This is a genomic window from Streptomyces viridochromogenes DSM 40736, assembly GCF_000158955.1.
GTDB lineage: Bacteria > Actinomycetota > Actinomycetes > Streptomycetales > Streptomycetaceae > Streptomyces > Streptomyces venetus.
The window spans coordinates 7,521,885-7,539,086 of the sequence record NZ_GG657757.1 but is presented as its reverse complement, the minus strand read 5'-3'; the positions used below and the strand labels follow the sequence as shown (position 1 = coordinate 7,539,086).

The window sequence follows — 17,202 nt, the reverse complement described above, 5'->3', positions numbered from 1 at the left end:
CGGGGCGGGCCTCTCGTCCTGGGGCGTGGTACTGCTCAGCAGGGCGACGCCCGTGGACCGCCCGGCGGACGACGACCATCCGGTGGCCGCCGTCCTGGCCCTGGAGCCCGGCTCGGCGGCGGCCGAACCGGCGTTGGCGCCCCGGCCGCACGATCCGGGGCACCTCACGGCCGCTATGCGGTGACGATCGCCGGGTCGCTCACACCCGGCTGCCCGTTCTCGACGTGTCCCGCGAACCTCCGCAGGAACGCCTTGTCGCCCTCGGCGGTGACGGTCAGGTCGTACCAGCGGCGGCTGGCGGCGAGGTCGACGGTCCGCCGCGCCTGCGCGCCCGGGCGGACGGTGACGGTCGAGGGCCGGGCGCCGTAGCCGTCGGAGAGCTTCAGCCGGGCGGTGCCGGAGCCCTTGTTGGTGAAGGTCAGTTCGATGTCGTCTCCGGTGTGGCGGGCGGTGACCTCGCATCCGGCGGTCTTGTTCGAGCCCTTGAAGACCCGCACGAAGCCGTTCGGGCCGTGCACGGTCAGGTCGTAGGCGCCCGCCGAGTAGGCCGAGTTCCAGGTGTCGAACAGCGACTTGCCCGCCTCGGTGGTGTACATCCAGGGGCCGTCGGTGCGGTTGCCGGAGGTGATGTGGAAGGCGCCGCCCGCCTTCGCCCCCGAGGCGAAGGTGAGGGTGAGTTTCCCGGCCGCCGCGTCGACCGAGGCGTCCACGTGCGGGGCGTACCTCAGCGGCCGGGAGCGGCGCAGTCCGCGTTCCTGGCGGGGCATGCGCGGGTCGGCGGGCGGGGCCGGCTTGTAGTCGGGGTGGCGTTCGCGGTCCTGCGGCTCGTACGCGTCGGTGCCGGGCAGCGGGGCCGGACGCGCGTCCTTGCGGGAGAAGTCGAACGCGGCCGTCAGGTCTCCGCAGACGGCCCGGCGCCACGGCGAGATGTTGGTCTCGCGCACGCCGAAGCGGCGCTCCATGAACCGCAGGATCGAGGTGTGGTCGAGGGTCTCGGAGCAGACGTAGCCGCCCTTGCTCCACGGCGAGACGACCAGCATCGGCACCCGGGGGCCGAGGCCGTAGGGGCCTGCCGTGTTCTTGCTGTCGCCCGGGAAGAGGTCGAGGGAGACGTCGACGGTGGACAGGCCGCGGGAGGCGTCCTTCGGGGGCAGCGGCGGCACCACGTGGTCGAAGAAGCCGTCGTTCTCGTCGTAGGTGATGAACAGGGCGGTCTTCGACCAGACCTCCGGGTTGGAGGTGAGGGCGTCCAGGACCTGGGCGATGTACCAGGCGCCGTAGTTCGAGGGCCAGTTGGAGTGCTCGGAGAAGGCCTCGGGGGCGGCGATCCAGGAGATCTGCGGCAGTTTGCCGGCCTTGACGTCGGCGCGCAGCCGGTCGAAGTAGCCCTCGCCGGCCTTGGCGTTCGTGCCGGTGCGGGCCTTGTCGTACCAGGGGTCGCCCGGCTTCGCGTCGCGGTACTTGTTGAAGTAGAGCAGCGAGTTGTCGCCGTAGTTGCCTCGGTAGGCGTCCTCGATCCAGCCCCAGGAGCCCTGGGCGTCGAGGCCGTCGCCGATGTCCTGGTAGATCTTCCAGGAGATGCCGGCCTGCTCCAGGCGCTCCGGATAGGTCGTCCAGCCGTAGCCGAGCTCGTCGTTGCCGAGGACCGGGCCGCCGCCGGCGCCGTCGTTGCCCGTGTAGCCGGACCACATGTAGTAGCGGTTCGGGTCGGTGGAGCCGATGAACGAGCAGTGGTAGGCGTCGCAGACGGTGAAGGAGTCGGCGAGGGCGTAGTGGAAGGGGATGTCCTCGCGGGTCAGGTACGCCATGGTCGTGGTGCCCTTGGCGGGCACCCACCGGTCGTACTTGCCGCCGTTGTACGCCTGGTGGCCGTCGGGCCAGGAGTGCGGCAGGCCCTCCAGGAACTGCATGCCGAGGTCGTCGGCGTCCGGGTGGAACGGCAGGATCTCCTTGCCGTCCTTCTCCTGGTGCCAGACGGGCTTGCCGTTGTCGAGGGTGACGGGGCGGGGGTCGCCGAAGCCGCGGACGCCTCTCAGGGTGCCGAAGTAGTGGTCAAAGGAACGGTTCTCCTGCATCAGGACGACGATGTGCTCGACGTCCTCGATCGACCCGGTGCGGTGGTTCGCCGGGAGCGCGGCGGCGCGCTGGATGCTGGCGGACAACGCGCTGAAGGCCGTGGTGGCCCCCGCGAGTTGGAGGAAGCGGCGCCGGTTGACTTCGGACATGAAGGACAGACCTCTCATCCTGAGGTACGGGATGGCCGGAACGTGACGGAATCTGCGCGGAAGGAGTGTTTCAGGGACACCAAACGCCAAGGAAGGGGCGCGTGACACTCGTGTGAAAGTCGCCGGTACGGAAGGTGTGCCGGGGCGTCGGCGGGGGAGGGTGAGGGGCGTGACAGAGACGAAGACGGTTTCCCCGCCGACAAAACGGCCCGTTCGCCAGCTCCTCGCCGCCTCGGTGGGCAACGCGGTGGAGTGGTACGACTGGTACGCCTACACGTTTCTGGCCACGTACATCGCCGACCAGGTCTTCCCCAGGAGCGCGGACAACTCGCTGGTGCCGCTGCTGTCGACGTTCGCGGTGTTCGCGGTGGGCTTCTTCATGCGGCCGGTCGGCGGGCTGCTGATGGGCGCGGTGGCGGACCGCCACGGGCGGCGGGCCGCGCTGACGGTCACCATCCTGCTGATGGGCGGCAGCAGCCTGCTGGTGGGGCTCACCCCGACCTACGCGGCGGTGGGCGTGCTGGCGCCGGTGATCCTGGTGCTCGCCCGGCTGCTCCAGGGCCTGTCCGTGGGCGGCGAGTTCGCGGCCTCGACGACCTTCCTGGTCGAGTCGGCGGCTCCCGGCCGGCGCGGGCTGTTCTCCAGCTTCCAGTACGTGTCGACGACCATCGGCCAGCTCGTCGCCTCCGGCGTCGCCACGCTGCTGGTGGACACGCTGAGCGACGGGGAGATGAACGGCTGGGGCTGGCGGGTGCCGTTCGTGCTCGGGGCCGTGCTGAGCCTGGTCGGCTTCTGGATCCGGCAGGGCGCGCAGGAGACCCGCAGCGCCGAACAACAGCAGGCCCCGCGCCCCGGCCTGTTCGAGGCGCTGCGCCGGCACCCGCGCGAGTCGCTCCTCATCTGCGGCATCACGGCGGGCGGCACCATCGCCTACTACACGTGGACGTCGTACCTGCCGACGTACGCCGAGCTCAACGCGGGCGTCGAGAAGTCGGACGCGCTGCTCGCGGGCACGATCTCACTGGCCTTCTTCGCCGTGCTGCAACCTCTCGGCGGTCTGCTCTCGGACCGCTTCGGCCGCCGCCCCCTGCTGCTCTTCTTCGGCCTGGGTTTCGCACTGCTCTCGGTGCCGCTGCTGCACGCCCTGCGCGACTCGTTCGCGGTGCTGCTGCTGGTGCAGTGCGCGGGCATGGTGCTGCTGACCGGGTTCACCTCGATCAGCGCGGCCGTGAACGCGGAGGTGTTCCCGCCCCGGGTACGCGCGGCCGGCATCGGCTTCCCGTACTCGCTGACGGTGGCCCTGTTCGGCGGGACGGCCCCGTACGTCGGCACCCTGTTCAAGGAGCTGGGGCACTCGGGACTGTTCCCGTGGTACGTCGCGGTGCTCTGCCTGCTGTCGTCGCTGGTGTACCTGCGGCTGCCGGAGACGGCTCACGCTCCGCTGCGGCGGTGAGCGGGCGCCCCGTCGGTGCCCGATTCGCCGTCCCCCTCGGCCGTGCCGGCCGGCTCGTGCGGTCCCGCCCCGTCCTGGGACCCGTCAGGTGACCCGGGCGGCCCGGCCTCTCCCACCGCCGGGCTCTCCTTGACGGCGGCCCGTTCGGGATCGGTCATGGCCTCGGTGGGCCTGCCCACCTCCGACAACGTCTCCTGGGCGCGGTCGTCGACGAGACGGGTCACCAGGTACTGTGCGGCGCCGAAGACCGCGGCCCAGCCGAGGACCTGCGCCCTGCTGTCGAGATCGCTCAGCCCGGGCACGAAGGCGCCCCTGATCAGCAGCAGCCCGAGGAACGCCGTCAGCGCACCCGTGGGGAACTTCAGCACCGCGGAGGCGAGGGGCAGCATGTAGGGGGTGTTGGTGCCCCGGATGCGGCGCAGCGAGGCGATGACGGTGAGCGCGGCGCCGGCGAGCCCGACGATCTCGACGGTGAGGATGTCCCTCGGCTGGGCCAGACGGCTGGCGTCGGTGCCCGCCGGGAGGTTGTGGTGTTCCGCGGTGGGGCAGACGACGGTGATCCGGTCCGCGGCCTCGGGACCGTTCTGGGGCGTGAAGCACAGGCTGAGCGAGCTGGGCGAGAACCAGCCGTAGAGGGCGAGGCCCACGACACCGAGCAGCACGAGGAACGTCGCGGTCCACAGGATGTTGCTCAAGCTGCGTACCCGGGCCAGTTCGTCGTCCAGCGCGTTGTACGAGGCGTCGAGCGCCCGGGTCATGAGATCCCGGTCGCTGGGCGTCATGCCGCCGGAGATGATGTACCGGATCCGCCGGCCCAGTCTGACCCGTCGGGGGTCGTCGATGTCCAGATGCTTCTTGACGAGCGCCATGACCTCGCTGGCACGGCCCGCGGCTTCCTCGTCGGACGCCAGCTGAAGCAGCATCACCTCAGCGCTGCGCACATTCGACCAGACGCCCTCGCGGGCAGCCGAACCCGACCACGGACGACGCCAGCCGAATTCCTCGTCGGCAGCGGTTCGGGCCTTTTCGAGATGCCCCCGGGCTCCCTCGATGAGCGTCATTCGCTCGCCCGGGCAGGGGCTGGCACTTTCGTGTTCCAGCTGCGCCTCGAGATAGGCGATCCGGGTCTTCGCACGCGCACGCCACGCGGAGCGCGGCGGCCCGTTGCGCAGGCCTTTGATGCGGCTGCGATACGGGCCGACCGGGCTTTCGGTTCTGGTCACTCGTAAACCGCGGGCACATGCAGCTTGTTCCAGGACGTCGGTCCCGGAATGCCGTCAGCGTCGGCGCCACGATATCCGAGCTTGCGCTGCCACTTGGCGTACGACTTCTGGTCCGCCGGGCTCCACCTCTGGTCGGGGTCGCTCGGGTACTCCGAGCAGTCCTCCTCGATGAGACGGTAGCCCATGGCTTCGATGAGCAGACTCCTCGTTGACGGTCGGAAGAAGTCTACTCCTGGAAAGGGGCGTATTCACCTTCCTCTTCCGGGGGTGGGGCCACGCGTATCCGATCACCGGGGTGAATGAGATCCGGATTCTCGATCTGCGGATTCCACTCGAGGATCTGATCCAGCGTCACGTGGAACATACGCGCGATCTTGGTGAGGTTGTCACCGCGTTTCACTGTATAGAACTGCGTTCTTGTCTTTGCCATGCATCCAGGCTAAGACAATTCTCCGCGAATACAAAGTCAGGAATTCCGTTTCAATTTCACTTTTTGATTCGGAAACGGATTCCTTCGGAAGCCAGGGTCAGATGAGCGAGGTCTGCGGGTGGCGGCGTGGTGACCGACCACAGCGGTGCGGGGGAGCCGTCGGCGACCGCGGCCGGGGCGTCGGTCAGGTTCATCCGTTCGCGCAGCCGGCCGTAGAAGTCCATCGGGCTCAGCCGGACCGTCCGCAGGCGGCGCGGGGCGGCGTACACGCCGATCCAGTCACCCGGGTCGAGCACGCCCCGCAGCTGGCCGTCGATACTGACCGCGGCCGGCCCCGAACGTTCCAGGAGCCGCAGTCCGACGGGCTCGTCGGGGGCGGTGACGACCGAGCGGTCGAACGCCATGTGCGGGGCGACCGGTGTGAAGACGAGGGCTTCCGCGCGGGGCGAGACGACGGGCCCGCCGGCGGCGAAACTGTAGGCCGTCGAGCCGGTCGGTGTGGCGACGAGCAGCGCATCGGCCGAGTAGGAGGCGAGGAGCCTCCCGGAGACGTAGACCCCGACGGACACCTGCCGGTCCCGGACCAGCTTCTCCAGGACGATGTCGTTGAGCGCCGTGACGTCCAGCGGGATGCCCCAGTCCTTGTCGACCTCGCAGTCGGGCCGCACCTGCGGAGGCGGCAGGAGCGGCCCACGGCCGTGCTCGACGAGGGACTCCATGCCCGACGGCATCTCCAGCCGGCACGAGGCACGCAGCGTGAGCAGCATGCGGGTGTCGATCTCGAACCGGTCCTCCCGCACGGCGTCCAGCGCGGAACGCACCACTGAGGCCGACACCTCCGTCAGGAAACCCACCCGGCCCAGGTCGATTCCCAGGACCAGGGCGTCGTTCGCGGCGGCCAGCCGGGCGCCACGCAGGAAGGTGCCGTCGCCGCCCAGGGTGACCACGAGGTCGGGATCGCCCGCGGCCTCGACCTCCGCACGGGCACTGCGCCGCCCGCCGTCGTGCCACACGTCGATGTCCGCGCACCGCACGGCGTGTTCCTCGCACCACGCGCGGACCAGGTCGGCCGCCGCCACCGCCTCCGGGCGTCCGCCGTGCACGACCAGGCCCAGCCGGTTCACTGACACATCCGCCTCCGCGCCCAGTTTACGGGCCTGTCACCGGCCGAGCAGGCGCATGCCCGCCTCGTCGTGGTGGTCACCGGCGGCCGCGGACAGGTTGTCGGGCTTCTCGATCTGCTCGGCGGTCAGGACGATGCCGTCGGCGGGCCTGGCAGCCGTCGGGTCGGTGACTGATACGGGAGCGGGCGCGGGCGGTGGGCACCGCCGAGGAGGGCCCGGAGGCCGGCGCGGATCAGCTCCCGGTCAACCCGGCCAGGGCCGCCGCGAGCCCGAGGCCGGCGCACACACCCAGGGTGCGCAGGACGCTCCAGCGCAGCCGGAAGATCAGGGCGACGGCGACCAGCGCGATGCCGAGGGCGACGGGGCGGAAGGTGGTGAGATCGGGCAGTCCCAGGTGCAGCGGCCCGAGGGTGCGGTTGTCGACGGTGGTGAAGAGGGTGTGCTCGGCGAAGTAGAGCGCGAGGTTGGCGATGACGCCGACGACGGCCGCCGTGATGCCGCTGAGGGCGGCGGAGACATGGCGGTTGCCGCGCAACCGCTCGATGTAGGGGGCGCCCAAGAAGATGAACAGGAAGCACGGCACGAAGGTGACCCAGGTGGTCAGCAACGCGCCGAGCAGTGCGGCCGTCCACGGGTCGAGGGAGCCCGGGTCCCGGTAGGCGCCGAGGAACGCGACGAACTGCACCACCATGATCAGCGGCCCCGGCGTGGTCTCGGCCAGCGCCAGGCCGCGCACCATCTCGCCGGCGCTCAGCCAGCCGTACGTCTGCACGGCCTGCTGGGCGACGTAGGCGAGGACGGCGTAGGCACCGCCGAAGGTGACAAGGGCGGTGCCGGAGAAGAACAGTCCCTGGGTGGTGAAGACGCTGTCGGTGCCGGTCAGTACGGCCACGACGGCCACCGGGACGGCCCACAGCAGCAGGCCGGCCAGCAGGATGCGCGCGGTACGGCGGCGGCTCGGGCCCTCGTGGTGCAGTGCGTCGTCGGGAATCAGAGGGGCCGGCCCGTCGTCGCCGGAACCGTGGGCGGCGGGCTTGAAGACGGCGGGCGCCCAGCGGGCGATCAGCCATCCGGCCATCCCGGCGACGACGATCACGACGGGGAACGGCACCTGGAACAGGGCCAACGCCGCGAAGGAGGCCACCGCGAGACCGACCAGCAGTGGGTGCGTCAGCGAACGGCGGCCGACCCGCCACACGGCCTGCGCGACGATGGCGACCACGGCCGGAGCGAGCCCGGCGAACAGCCCGGTCACCGCGGCGGTCGTACCGAAGCCGGCGTACAGAGCGGACAGCGCGAGCAGCGCCACCACACCCGGCAGCACGAAGAGGGTTCCGGCGGCCAGGCCGCCCCGGGTGCCGTTGAGCAGCCAGCCGGTGTAGATCGCCAGCTGCTGGGCCTCGGGTCCGGGCAGCAGCATGCAGTAGCTGAGGGCGTGGTTGAAGCGCTGCTGGCCGATCCACCGCTTCTCCTCGACGAGCGTTCGCTGCATCACGGCGATCTGCCCGGCGGGGCCGCCGAAGGTCTGCAGCGAAATGGCGAACCAGGTCCTCAGGGCATCGCGGAACGGTATGAGATCGCCCCGGTCGGGCTCGGTCTTCGGCGGTTCCGAGGCCGGACGATCGGTGGCGGTCATCCGCGGAGGGCTCCATCCAGGCGGCATCAGTGCAGTGCAACCATGGTTACATCATGATTCCCTGAGGTGGAAGGGAGCGAGGTACCGGTGAAGATGAACAGTTCATTGCAGCCGTCGGCGGCGGCAGAGCCGCGCCCGCGCCGTAGCCTCTGGGCGATGGGAAACCACCGCTGCCCAGGACTACCCGCGTGACCGACCACGACAGCCCGGCCCCTGCGGTGCCCAGCGCCCCGGGTCAGTGGGTGCTGCTCTCCTACCGCCTGCCTCGCGAGCCCTCGACGCCGCGCATCACCGTCTGGCGCAAGCTCAAGCGGCTCGGTGTCGTCCAAATCAGCGACGGCCTGATCGCGCTGCCCGCCGACGCCCGCACTCGCGAGCAGCTGGAGTGGATCGCCGAGGAGATCACCGACGTCGGCGGCACCGCCACCTTGTGGATCGCCCACCCGGCCGCGCTCGCCGAGGAGCGCAGGCTCGCCCGGACCATGACCGACGCCCGCACTGCCGAGTACCAGGCGGTACGCGCCCAGGCCGAGGAAGCCCGCCACCAGCCCGACGACGAACGCCAACGCACCCTGCGCAAGCTGCGCGCCGAACTGCGCCGCATCCAGCGCCGCGACTACTTCCCCCCGCCGCAGCGCCGCACCGCCGAAGCCGCGGTGGAGGCACTGCACCCCGCGCACCCCTCGAACACCGACTCCGCTCCCGAGGAGAACTCCGCATGAAGTGGGCCACCCGCGCCGGCATCCACATCGACCGTGCCGCCTGCGCCTGGCTGCTCCGCCGCTTCGTCGACCCCGACGCCGAGTTCGTCTTCGTCACCGACCCGGCCGAAGCCCCCGCCGACGCCACCCCGTTCGACATGCGCGGCGCCGAACTCGGCCACCATCACGGCGACTGCAGCTTCGAGACCATCCTGCGCCGGTACGACCTCACCGCCGACCCCGCCCTGCGGCGCATCGCCGAGATCATCCACGAGGCCGACCTCGACGACGAACGCTTCGACGCCCCCGAGGCCCCCGGCCTGGACGTCGTCCTGCGCGGCCTGTCCATGATCGGCGACGACGAGCACACCATGGCCGTCACCAAGCCGGTCTTCGACGGGCTGTACGAGTACTACCGACGCGCCACCCTCCTGGGCCGCGAGCCGGCCTAGAGCACAAGAAGGCGGGGGCTGCCCTGCGGCCACGCGCCAGAAGTCAACGGCCGTGAGGATCACGGCCCATGGCCGGTCATCACTCGGCGCGTCCCGACGACCACACTCCTGCGCAGCTCCTCGCGCTGCGGGTGCGGGAACTGCGAGAGGCGCGGGGGTGATCGCGCGAGCGGCTGGGCAGGCGGCGTACCCCGTCCCGCTCCGCGGCGTCCTTGCGGAAGTCCGCGGCCAGATCGGCGGCGACGGCGAGGGCATGACGTCGCCGCCGATCACGGCCGGAGCGCTCACCCGGTGGCTGCCAGCAGTGCCGTACGGCCCCCCGGTCAGGACGTGGGCGGTGGAGCCCCCGGTGGCCAGCGGCAGCACCGTCTTGCCGGCCGGCGCGTACTGCGGGAGCAGGTCCAGCAGGGACTTCAGCAGCCCGGAGTGGGCAGCCTTGTAGACGGGGGTACCGACCACGCCCCCTCGGCCCGCTCGACCAGGGCGGTGGCCCGGACGATCTCCGGGTGCCGGAAGTCCGCCCCGAGCAGGGCCTCGGCGGGCAGGGTCCGGACGTCGAACGGGATCACCTCGTGTCCCTGTGCCGCGAGCCGGTCGTCCAGGTGGCGCGGCAGCCGGGCGGTGCGGGAGGTGGCGGACGGACTGCCGGAGATGGAGGGATGGTGGCCATGCGAGGGCCTTTCAGGAGTACCAGGTGGGCTGCGGCAGTTCGCCGCTGAGGACGTGGCGGCCGATCTCGCGGCGCTTGTAGGCGACCGGGTCGTGGAGCGAGTGGGTGCGGACGTTGCGCCAGAAGCGGTCGAGGCCCTCCGCGGAGGCGGTGGCACGCGCACCGGTCACCTCGAAGATGCGGTTGGTGATGTCCAGGGCCACGTCGGTGGCGCGGGCCTTCACCGCGGCCACCCGGACCTCGAACTCGCCCCGGGCCTGTTCGGTGACCGCGTCCGGGTCGTCGTGCAACCTCTGGCCCTCGGCGGCCACGGCGTCGGCCAGGGCCTCGACGGCCCACAGCTTGGCGGTGAGGTCGCCGTAGATGTCGATGACGTACGGCTCGTCGACGGCGTGCTCGTGGCCGCCGTGCAGCCAGGGCCGCGACTTGGTCCGGGTGTAGGTGGCGGCGGTCTCCAGTGCGCCGGCGGCGATGCCGAGGTAGAAGTTGACGAAGACGAGCTGGATGGTGGGCACGTTGAGGGTGTTGTAGACGCGCGGCTGGAACCGCTTGTCGACGTAGCCCGCCGCGGCCGACCAGGGGACCCGTACGGCGTCGAGGGTGACGCCGCCGCTCTCGGTGAGGCGCTGGCCGATGTTGTCCCAGTCGTCGTGGAAGGTCAGGCCCTCGCTGTCGGACGGGACGATGGCGAAGACGTGGTCGTCGGTGCCGGCCAGGACGCCTTCCAGCACGGTGACGTCGGAGACCTTGCTGCCGGTGGAGAAGGACTTGCGGCCGGTGAAGGTGAGCGTGTCGCCCTCGTCCCTCACCACCACGTCCTCGTCGCGCGGGTTGACCGCGCCGCCGAAGAACCACTGGTTGCGGGCGGCCTCGGCCTCGACGTGCTCCCACTGCTCGCGGGTGCCGACCAGCCGGGCGGCCCAGTTCCACAGGTAGTGGTAGCCGAGCAGCTGGCCGATGGAACCGTCCGCCTTGGCGACCTCGCGGACGACACGGTAGGCAGTGGGCCAGTCCTGGCCCCCGCCGCCGTGCTCGACGGGGCCGAGGAGGGTGACCAGGCCGGACTCCTTCAGCAGCCGGACCTCGGCGTACGGGGTGGCGGCGGTCTTGTCCCGGGCGGCGGCGTCGGAGGCGAGGATGGCGGCGACCTCGGCGGCGCGGGCGATCCAGCCGGCGGCGTCGGTCGGGGCAGGGGCGGTCTTCCAGTCGGCCGGTGCGGCGGTGCTCATGGGGATACCTCTCTTACTGTCGGTGCTGTTACGGGTGGTCAGGCGCGGGCGGCGACGGGCTCGGAGGCGGGCTGCTGGGCCTCCAGTTCGCGTACGAGGGGCAGCACCCTCTTGCCGAAGTACTCGACCTCCTCGTGGTAGTGCAGGAAGCCGAGGAGGAAGAGGTCGACGCCGAGCCGCTTGTAGGCGACGATCCGCTCGGCGATCTGCTCAGGGGTGCCGATCAGACCCGTACGGAAGCCGTCGTTGTACTGGACGAGGTCCTCGAAGCTCGAGTCCTGCCACATGCCCTTGCCGTCGGCGGTGGACTGTCCGGCCTGCTGGACGGCGTCGCGGAAACCGTGCACGGCCTCGGTGTCGGCGTGGGCGACGATCTCGCGGAGCGTGTCGCGGGCCTCGGCCTCGGTGTCGCGGGCGATGAGGAAGCCGTTGAGGCCGAACTTCGGTGGCGTACGGCCCGCTTGGGCGGCGGAGGCGCGGACGTCGGCGATCTGCTCGGTGACGCCGTCGAAGTCCTTACCGTTGCTGAAGTACCAGTCGGAGACACGGCCCGCCATGGCGCGGGCGGCGGTGGAGTTGCCGCCCTGGAAGATCTCCGGGTTCGGGCGCTCGGGGGTGTTCAACGGCTTGGGCTTGAGAGAGAAGTCGCGCACCCGGTAGAAATCACCGGCGAGTTCGGCGTGGTCCTCGGTCCAGATCGTGCGCAGGGCGGTGATGAACTCCTCCGCGCGCCGGTAGCGTTCGTCGTGCTCCAGCCACGGCTCGCCGAGGGCGGTGAACTCCCCCTTGAACCAGCCGCTGACGACATTGACGGCGAAGCGGCCGCCCGACAAGTGGTCGGCGGTGGCGCCGAGCTTGGCGAGGACACCCGGGTGCCAAAGGCCGGGGTGGACGGCGGCGATGACCTTCAGCCGCTGGGTGGCGAGCAGCAGGGCGAGGCTGAAGCTGGTCGACTCGTGCTGGTACTCGGCGCCGTAACTGGCCATGTAGCGGACCTGGCTGAGGGCGTAGTCGAAGCCGTTGTTCTCGGCGAGGACAGCCAGTTCCCGGTTGTACTCGTAGCCCCAGTCGGTGCGCTGCTCGATGGTGCTGGTGACCAGGCCGCCACTGACGTTCGGCACCCAGTAGGCGAAGCGGACGGGGTCGGGTCCGGGGATTGCGGGCATGGGGAAACTCCTGGCATGAGTACGCACGCGAAAGGGGCGCATGCGTGACAGGGAAACGTGTTCAGTGACCGGGATCCGGACGTGCGGGGACGACGTTCCCGGGAAAAGCCGAAATCACCGCGGACAACGGCTTGCAGTGGAATTCACGAAGAAAGGTCAGCGCGAGTGCGAGGGTTTCCCTCGGATGCGCTCAGCCCCGACAGCGACAGCAGGAGCTGGAGACACGCGCAAGGTCGACGTGGCGTCGCCGCGTGAGGTCCTGTCGCTTCATGTCATCGATCAAAGCAGCGGGGAGTCCGGCCGGTCAAGAATGCCCGGAGCTGATTCCACATGCTGAGAGCAGGAATTCACGAGGCTGTGACAGGGGTTCCCTTGAACCCGGTCGGCGGCGATGGGCAGTCTCGCTGTCGTGCGTTTAGAACAGCACGAATACCTCGCGGCCCTCACCCGGTCGGGTTCGCTGCGGCGGGCCGCGGAGAAACTGCACCTGTCCCAGCCGGCGATCAGCATCGCATCAGCCGTATGGTCCGGCTCGGCACGGTCAAGACGGCCACCGTTCCCTTGGTGATCCCGACCGAGCGGGAGTTCCGGTCCGCGCGGGACCGACGGCAGGCGGGCTGAGCACCGGGATGCCCCTTCCACTCAGGACTGAGTACACATGACTGACAAGAAGCTGTCACAGACGGACCGGAATGCGGGTTCGACCGACGCCCGTTCTTACTGACATGACTGTTGGAGTAGCACTCAACGCGTCCGACGCACCGAACCAGGTCGACGCCACCGTGCAGTTGGCCCAGGAGGCCGCGGGCGCCGGTCTTCGGTCGGCCTGGTTCGGGCAGACCTTCGGCGCGGACTCACCCCAGCTCGCGGCGATCGTCGGGCGGGAAGTGCCCGGCCTGCAGGTCGGCACCTCCGCGATCCCCGTCTTCGGCCGCCACCCGCTGCTGGTCTCCAGCCAGGCCCAGACCGCCCAGGCCGCGACCCACGGCCGCTACCACCTCGGTCTGGCCCTGGGCACGAAACTACTGACGGAGACCGGCTTCGGCCTGCCCTTCGAACGCCCCATCGCCCGTCTGCGTGAATTCCTCACCGCGCTACGGCAGTTGACCGAGACCGGCGCGGCCGACTTCCACGGGGAGCTGCTCACCGCCACCACCCCGCTCTCGGCGCGCGTACCGGGCGCCGAGATCGGCGTCCCCGTACTGGTCGCCGCGATGGGGCCGCAGGCGCTCCGGGTCAGCGGGGAACTGGCGGACGGGATCCTGCCCTACCTGGCGGGACCGCGCGCCCTGTCGGAGCACATCGTTCCCGCCCTGACCGCTGCGGCAGAGGCCGCCGGCCGTCCCGCGCCCAGGATCGTGGCCCTGGTGCCCGGCGTGGTCACCGATGACGTGGACGCGGTGCGGGCCAAGGCCACCGAGAACCTCGCGTTCTACGAACAGATCCCGTCCTACGCACGGGTCATCGAACTCTCCGGCGGCCGGCGGGCCGCCGATCTGGCCGTGATCGGCGACGAGAAGGCGGTCGAATCCGAAGTACGGCGTTACCGCGACGCCGGCGCCACCGAGGTCGTCTTCACGGGCACCGAGATTGCGGGAGAAGCGGACCGCCGACGCACCTGGCGACTCCTCGGCGAGCTGGCCCGTTGAGCACGCCGGTCGAACCGACGGCCCGACCGGCCCCCACGGTCTCCGCCCTCGACGTGTCCGTGCAGGCCCAGGTCCTGGACCTGCTGGCCGAGTTGCAGGCCGACACAGGGGTGGCCTACCTCTTCATCTCGCACGACCTGGCCGTCGTACGGCAAATCGCGCACCGTGTCGCCGTCATGCGGCCGGCCACGTCGTCGAGACCACCGCGAGCTGAGGAGCACGATCACATGACCGCGCCCACCATCACCTCACTGGCCTTTCTCACCCCGGGCAACTTCGCCGACGACGACCCGTACACGGGTCTGGAGGAGACACTCCAACTCTTCGAGTACGGCGAAAGGTTGGGCTTCGACGGTGGCTGGATCCGCCAGCGCCACCTGGAGCACGGCGTCGGCTCGGCCGCCGTGTTCCTCGCCGCGGCAGGCCAGCGCACCGAACGGATCGAGCTGGGGACCGCCGTCATCCCCATCGGGTACGAGAGCCCGTTCCGCCTGGCCGAGGACCTCGCGCTGGCAGACGTACTGTCCCGCGGCCGCCTCCAGGTCGGCTTCAGCACCGGCATGCCGCACGCCGACCTGCTCGGAGACCTCGTGTACGACGGCGACTGGCGCGGCTTCGACCTGTCCTACGGCAGGATCGCCCGCCTCCTCGACAACCTGCGCGGCGACTACCTCGGCGGCCCGGACACGGTGATCCACTCGCCCGGCAACATCCAGCGCCCGCGGCTGCAGCCGCACAACCCCGCTCTGGTGGAGCGGATCTGGTACGGCGGAGGCAGCCTGCGCTCAGTCCGCTGGGCCGCCGAGAACGGTCTCAACCTGCTGTCCGGCAACATCGTCACCGGCGAGGACACCGACGACTTCACCACCGCCCAGCTGAACCTGCTGACCGAGTACCGCCGCACGCTGTCCGCGAAGGACGCGGACCGTCCGGCGCGCGTGGCGCTGGGCCGGGTGATCGTGCCCTTCGACAGCGCCGACGCGGCCGGCCGGGCCCGCTACCGCGCGTATGCGGCCGGCCGCCACGAACGGACCCTGGCACCTCAGGGCCCGAAACGCATCCTCTTCGCCCCCGACGTGGTGGGAACCGCCGAGCAGATCCTCGAACAACTGGCCGCCGATCTATCTCTTCGCGGAGGTGTCCGAACTGCGTCTGGAGCTGCCGTACGAGTTCCACCGGGAGGAGTACGAACAGATCCTGCACGACGTACGCGACCTGATCGCACCCGAGTTGGGCTGGAGCCCCGCCTCCCTGACGACACAGGAGGGAGTGGTCCGATGAGCCCACTCACCGCCACGGCCCACTACGCCGTCGTCCCCGAAGCGCCGGCCCACCGCCCGATCCCCGACCTCGACCGGCGGCACAAGCCGCTCGAGTTCGGGCTGCGGGTCACGACGCTGGTGCGGCGACACCACGGAGGAGGCCTGGCGCGCGGCAGAGCAGAAGGTCGCGAAGATGGCCGCCGACTCGGGCGAGGGCCCCACCTGGGCGGGAAACCGTGCGACGGCCGTCGGACAACGGCGGCTCCTCGAACTCGCCGAGCGGGGCGAGGTGCCAGGCACCCGGGTGACGAGCACGGTCTTCGGCCGGGATCCCCGCAGTGAACGTGACTCCGGAATCGACGACCCGCCCGGGGGCCCGCCCCACCAGGGGCCCGCACGACAGCGGGCCCCCGGTGCGGCCACGGCCTCCGTTGCGTCGACGCGACGGAGTAGGCGCCGCGAAGCCGGTGAGTGCGCGGAGCGGGCAGAGGGTCAGTGGGAAGCGAGAAGTCGTCCCGTGTTCTGCAGGACGTACCGTGCCACGTTCGTGCCGAGCGTGATGCCCGCCTCGTCAGCCGACCGGGTGTGGATGCCGGAGAAGATCCGGGCGTCGACGTTCTCGTCCGAGAGCTGCTTCCAGGTGGTGTAGGTCCTGGTCACCCCGGGCGCGGTGGGACTGGTCAGGTCGAACGGGGCAGTACGCGGCCCGACGAGCGCCGACAGGACGGTCTCCGCGGAGCCCGAGTAGGTGTTGTGGCCGCTCGGATAGTCCGGATGTGCGGGTGTGGTGTGCAGGGGTGTCCAGTCCGGGTCGGGGTCGATGGTGCCGGTGCGGATCGCGGTGATGGGACGCCACCGCTCGTAGGCGTACTTGCTGTCGGAGGTCGCGATCTGCGTGTCCACCAGCGCGACGTGGAAGAGTGCGACCAGCCTCGCCTGTCCGGCGGCCCCTTCGCTCGTGCGGGAGAGCGCCACGCGCAGCGGCTCGGTGTAGAGGGTGAGGGAGGAGCCCAGCCAGAAGGTGGCGGTCTCGGTCTGGTGGGCGCTGCGCACCGCGCTGTCCGCGGCGCCGTACGCACGCACCTCCGCGAGATCGGCGGCATAGCGCTCGGAGTCCAGGGCGGGCGGCGGGCCGAGCCGGAACTGGCTCTGCGTCTTCAGCAGGAACGGCTTCGCCAGCCGGTTGCCGTACTGGGCCCCCGGAGCGTACGCGGGCGGCGTCGGCTGCCACACGCCCGGCGCCGCGGGCTTCACCGGATAGGGGGCGTTGACCGAGGCGGGGTCAAGGCCGTCACCTTCCCTCGACTTGAGGACGAGGTCCGCCTGCCGCTCCCCTGCCGCGACGCCCTGCTCCTCGGCCGGGCCGTCGGGAACCGCGTCGAGGGTCTTCTTGTACGTCGCGTCGAGCTGCTCCGCGCGGCTCGGGGCCAGCTCCACCAGCGCCCGGTGCACGGCCGCGGCGAGCGCCGCCTCCTGATACGCGCCGCGCTCGACACCGGCGGGCACGCTCCGGGTGGCCCGGGCTGCCGCGAGCCAACTGATGGCCCACGTACGGTTGTTGGTGACCTGGGTGGACGCCCCGGCCGTCGCGATGGTCTCGGCTGTCGCGTCGTACCAGGCGAGAGCCGTGGACGTACGGCCGGCCGCCGAGGCCTGCGGAACGGCGACGGAGGCGGTCAACAGCGCCGCCGCGCCCAGGACGACGAGGACGGGCCGGACTCTGTGGGAACTCACGCGTTCTCCTTCAGTTTCGGTGGGGTGAGAGAGGCCAGTGAGGCGTGGCCGCCGACGGGGCGCGGCAGCCGAGGTGGTCGCGCAGCGTGGTGCCCTGGTACGCGGTGCGGAACAGGCGGCCTGTTTCCGGCGCGCTCACGACGACACGGGTGACCGCACGGCGAGCGCCCTTCCATCTCGGTCGAGCCGCGGACAGCCACGTGAACGGCTCCAGCCAGAAGGGGCCGGAGTAGCGGACGTGTCGGCCG

Annotated in this window: 15 protein-coding genes and 3 pseudogenes; 7 read left to right on the top strand and 11 right to left on the bottom strand. The window is 70.7% G+C overall.

Annotation, left to right across the window (positions count from 1 at the left end; translation table 11 throughout):
* Positions 1-184: pseudogene (locus tag SSQG_RS43210) on the top strand (hypothetical protein); the annotation flags it as partial.
* Here the strand turns inward: SSQG_RS43210 and SSQG_RS33005 are convergent.
* On the bottom strand, positions 174-2,225 hold the full coding sequence (locus SSQG_RS33005) for a phosphocholine-specific phospholipase C (RefSeq protein ID WP_003994307.1): 2,052 nt from the start codon (positions 2,223-2,225) through the stop codon (positions 174-176). The pseudogene SSQG_RS43210 and the gene SSQG_RS33005 sit on opposite strands and share 11 nt — an antisense overlap.
* Before the next feature lie 169 nt (positions 2,226-2,394).
* Between SSQG_RS33005 and SSQG_RS33000 the strand changes: the two genes are divergently transcribed.
* Entirely contained in the window at positions 2,395-3,678 is a 1,284-nt protein-coding gene (locus SSQG_RS33000; RefSeq protein WP_039934155.1) for an MFS transporter, read from the top strand.
* On the opposite strand, the gene SSQG_RS32995 is transcribed toward SSQG_RS33000, so the two are convergent.
* The 5 genes from SSQG_RS32995 to chrA all read right to left on the bottom strand — a co-directional run bounded on the left by SSQG_RS32995 (position 3,657) and on the right by chrA (position 8,091).
* Positions 3,657-4,601 (bottom strand): hypothetical protein, encoded by a 945-nt coding sequence (locus SSQG_RS32995; protein WP_244299329.1) that lies wholly within the window; start codon positions 4,599-4,601, stop codon positions 3,657-3,659. The two genes, SSQG_RS33000 and SSQG_RS32995, sit on opposite strands and share 22 nt — an antisense overlap.
* A gap of 296 nt (positions 4,602-4,897) precedes the next feature.
* Positions 4,898-5,086, bottom strand: coding sequence for a peptidoglycan-binding protein (locus SSQG_RS32990; RefSeq protein WP_003994304.1), 189 nt, complete (start codon positions 5,084-5,086; stop codon positions 4,898-4,900).
* 41 nt (positions 5,087-5,127) lie between these two features.
* Positions 5,128-5,331, bottom strand: a complete 204-nt coding sequence (locus tag SSQG_RS32985; RefSeq protein WP_003994303.1) for a LysM peptidoglycan-binding domain-containing protein — start codon at positions 5,329-5,331, stop codon at positions 5,128-5,130.
* Between the two features lie 56 nt (positions 5,332-5,387).
* A complete protein-coding gene (locus SSQG_RS32980; RefSeq protein ID WP_052310376.1) occupies positions 5,388-6,461 on the bottom strand; it encodes an NAD(+)/NADH kinase in 1,074 nt (357 codons plus the stop codon).
* 226 nt (positions 6,462-6,687) lie between these two features.
* Positions 6,688-8,091 carry a chromate efflux transporter gene (gene chrA / locus SSQG_RS32975; RefSeq protein ID WP_003994301.1) on the bottom strand — a complete coding sequence of 468 codons (1,404 nt, stop codon included), beginning with the start codon at positions 8,089-8,091 and terminating at the stop codon, positions 6,688-6,690.
* A 188-nt stretch (positions 8,092-8,279) separates the two neighbouring features.
* On the opposite strand from chrA, the gene SSQG_RS32970 reads away from it, so the two are divergent.
* Complete coding sequence (locus tag SSQG_RS32970) at positions 8,280-8,813, top strand: Chromate resistance protein ChrB (RefSeq protein ID WP_208865685.1); 534 nt, start codon at positions 8,280-8,282, stop codon at positions 8,811-8,813.
* Positions 8,810-9,244, top strand: coding sequence for a chromate resistance protein ChrB domain-containing protein (locus SSQG_RS32965; protein WP_039934154.1), 435 nt, complete (start codon positions 8,810-8,812; stop codon positions 9,242-9,244). Before SSQG_RS32970 ends, SSQG_RS32965 begins: the two co-directional genes overlap by 4 nt.
* 324 nt (positions 9,245-9,568) lie before the next feature.
* On the opposite strand, the pseudogene SSQG_RS39980 reads toward SSQG_RS32965, so the two are convergent.
* From SSQG_RS39980 to SSQG_RS44125, 4 genes and pseudogenes are all read right to left on the bottom strand, one after another.
* Positions 9,569-9,897, bottom strand: a pseudogene (locus tag SSQG_RS39980) (NAD(P)H-dependent oxidoreductase); the annotation flags it as partial.
* A 28-nt stretch (positions 9,898-9,925) separates the two neighbouring features.
* The gene (locus SSQG_RS32955) at positions 9,926-11,143 is read right to left on the bottom strand and encodes an acyl-CoA dehydrogenase family protein (RefSeq protein WP_003994298.1); all 1,218 of its coding nucleotides are present in this window, start codon (positions 11,141-11,143) and stop codon (positions 9,926-9,928) included.
* 38 nt (positions 11,144-11,181) lie between these two features.
* A complete protein-coding gene (gene sfnG, locus SSQG_RS32950) occupies positions 11,182-12,309 on the bottom strand; it encodes a dimethylsulfone monooxygenase SfnG (RefSeq protein ID WP_003994297.1) in 1,128 nt (375 codons plus the stop codon).
* A gap of 190 nt (positions 12,310-12,499) precedes the next feature.
* A complete protein-coding gene (locus SSQG_RS44125) occupies positions 12,500-12,580 on the bottom strand; it encodes a putative leader peptide (RefSeq protein ID WP_358556123.1) in 81 nt (26 codons plus the stop codon).
* Between the two features lie 138 nt (positions 12,581-12,718).
* Here SSQG_RS44125 and SSQG_RS39975 point away from each other — a divergent pair.
* From SSQG_RS39975 to SSQG_RS32940, 3 genes and pseudogenes are all read left to right on the top strand, one after another.
* A pseudogene (locus SSQG_RS39975) lies at positions 12,719-12,906 on the top strand (helix-turn-helix domain-containing protein); the annotation flags it as partial.
* Positions 12,907-13,034: 128 nt separating this feature from the next.
* Positions 13,035-13,958 (top strand): LLM class F420-dependent oxidoreductase, encoded by a 924-nt coding sequence (locus SSQG_RS32945; RefSeq protein WP_003994296.1) that lies wholly within the window; start codon positions 13,035-13,037, stop codon positions 13,956-13,958.
* Complete coding sequence (locus SSQG_RS32940; protein ID WP_338117294.1) at positions 13,955-15,562, top strand: LLM class flavin-dependent oxidoreductase; 1,608 nt, start codon at positions 13,955-13,957, stop codon at positions 15,560-15,562. Before SSQG_RS32945 ends, SSQG_RS32940 begins: the two co-directional genes overlap by 4 nt.
* Before the next feature lie 150 nt (positions 15,563-15,712).
* Here the strand turns inward: SSQG_RS32940 and SSQG_RS32935 are convergent, their stop codons facing one another.
* Complete coding sequence (locus SSQG_RS32935) at positions 15,713-16,954, bottom strand: vanadium-dependent haloperoxidase (protein ID WP_003994294.1); 1,242 nt, start codon at positions 16,952-16,954, stop codon at positions 15,713-15,715.
* Positions 16,955-17,202 lie beyond the last annotated feature (248 nt).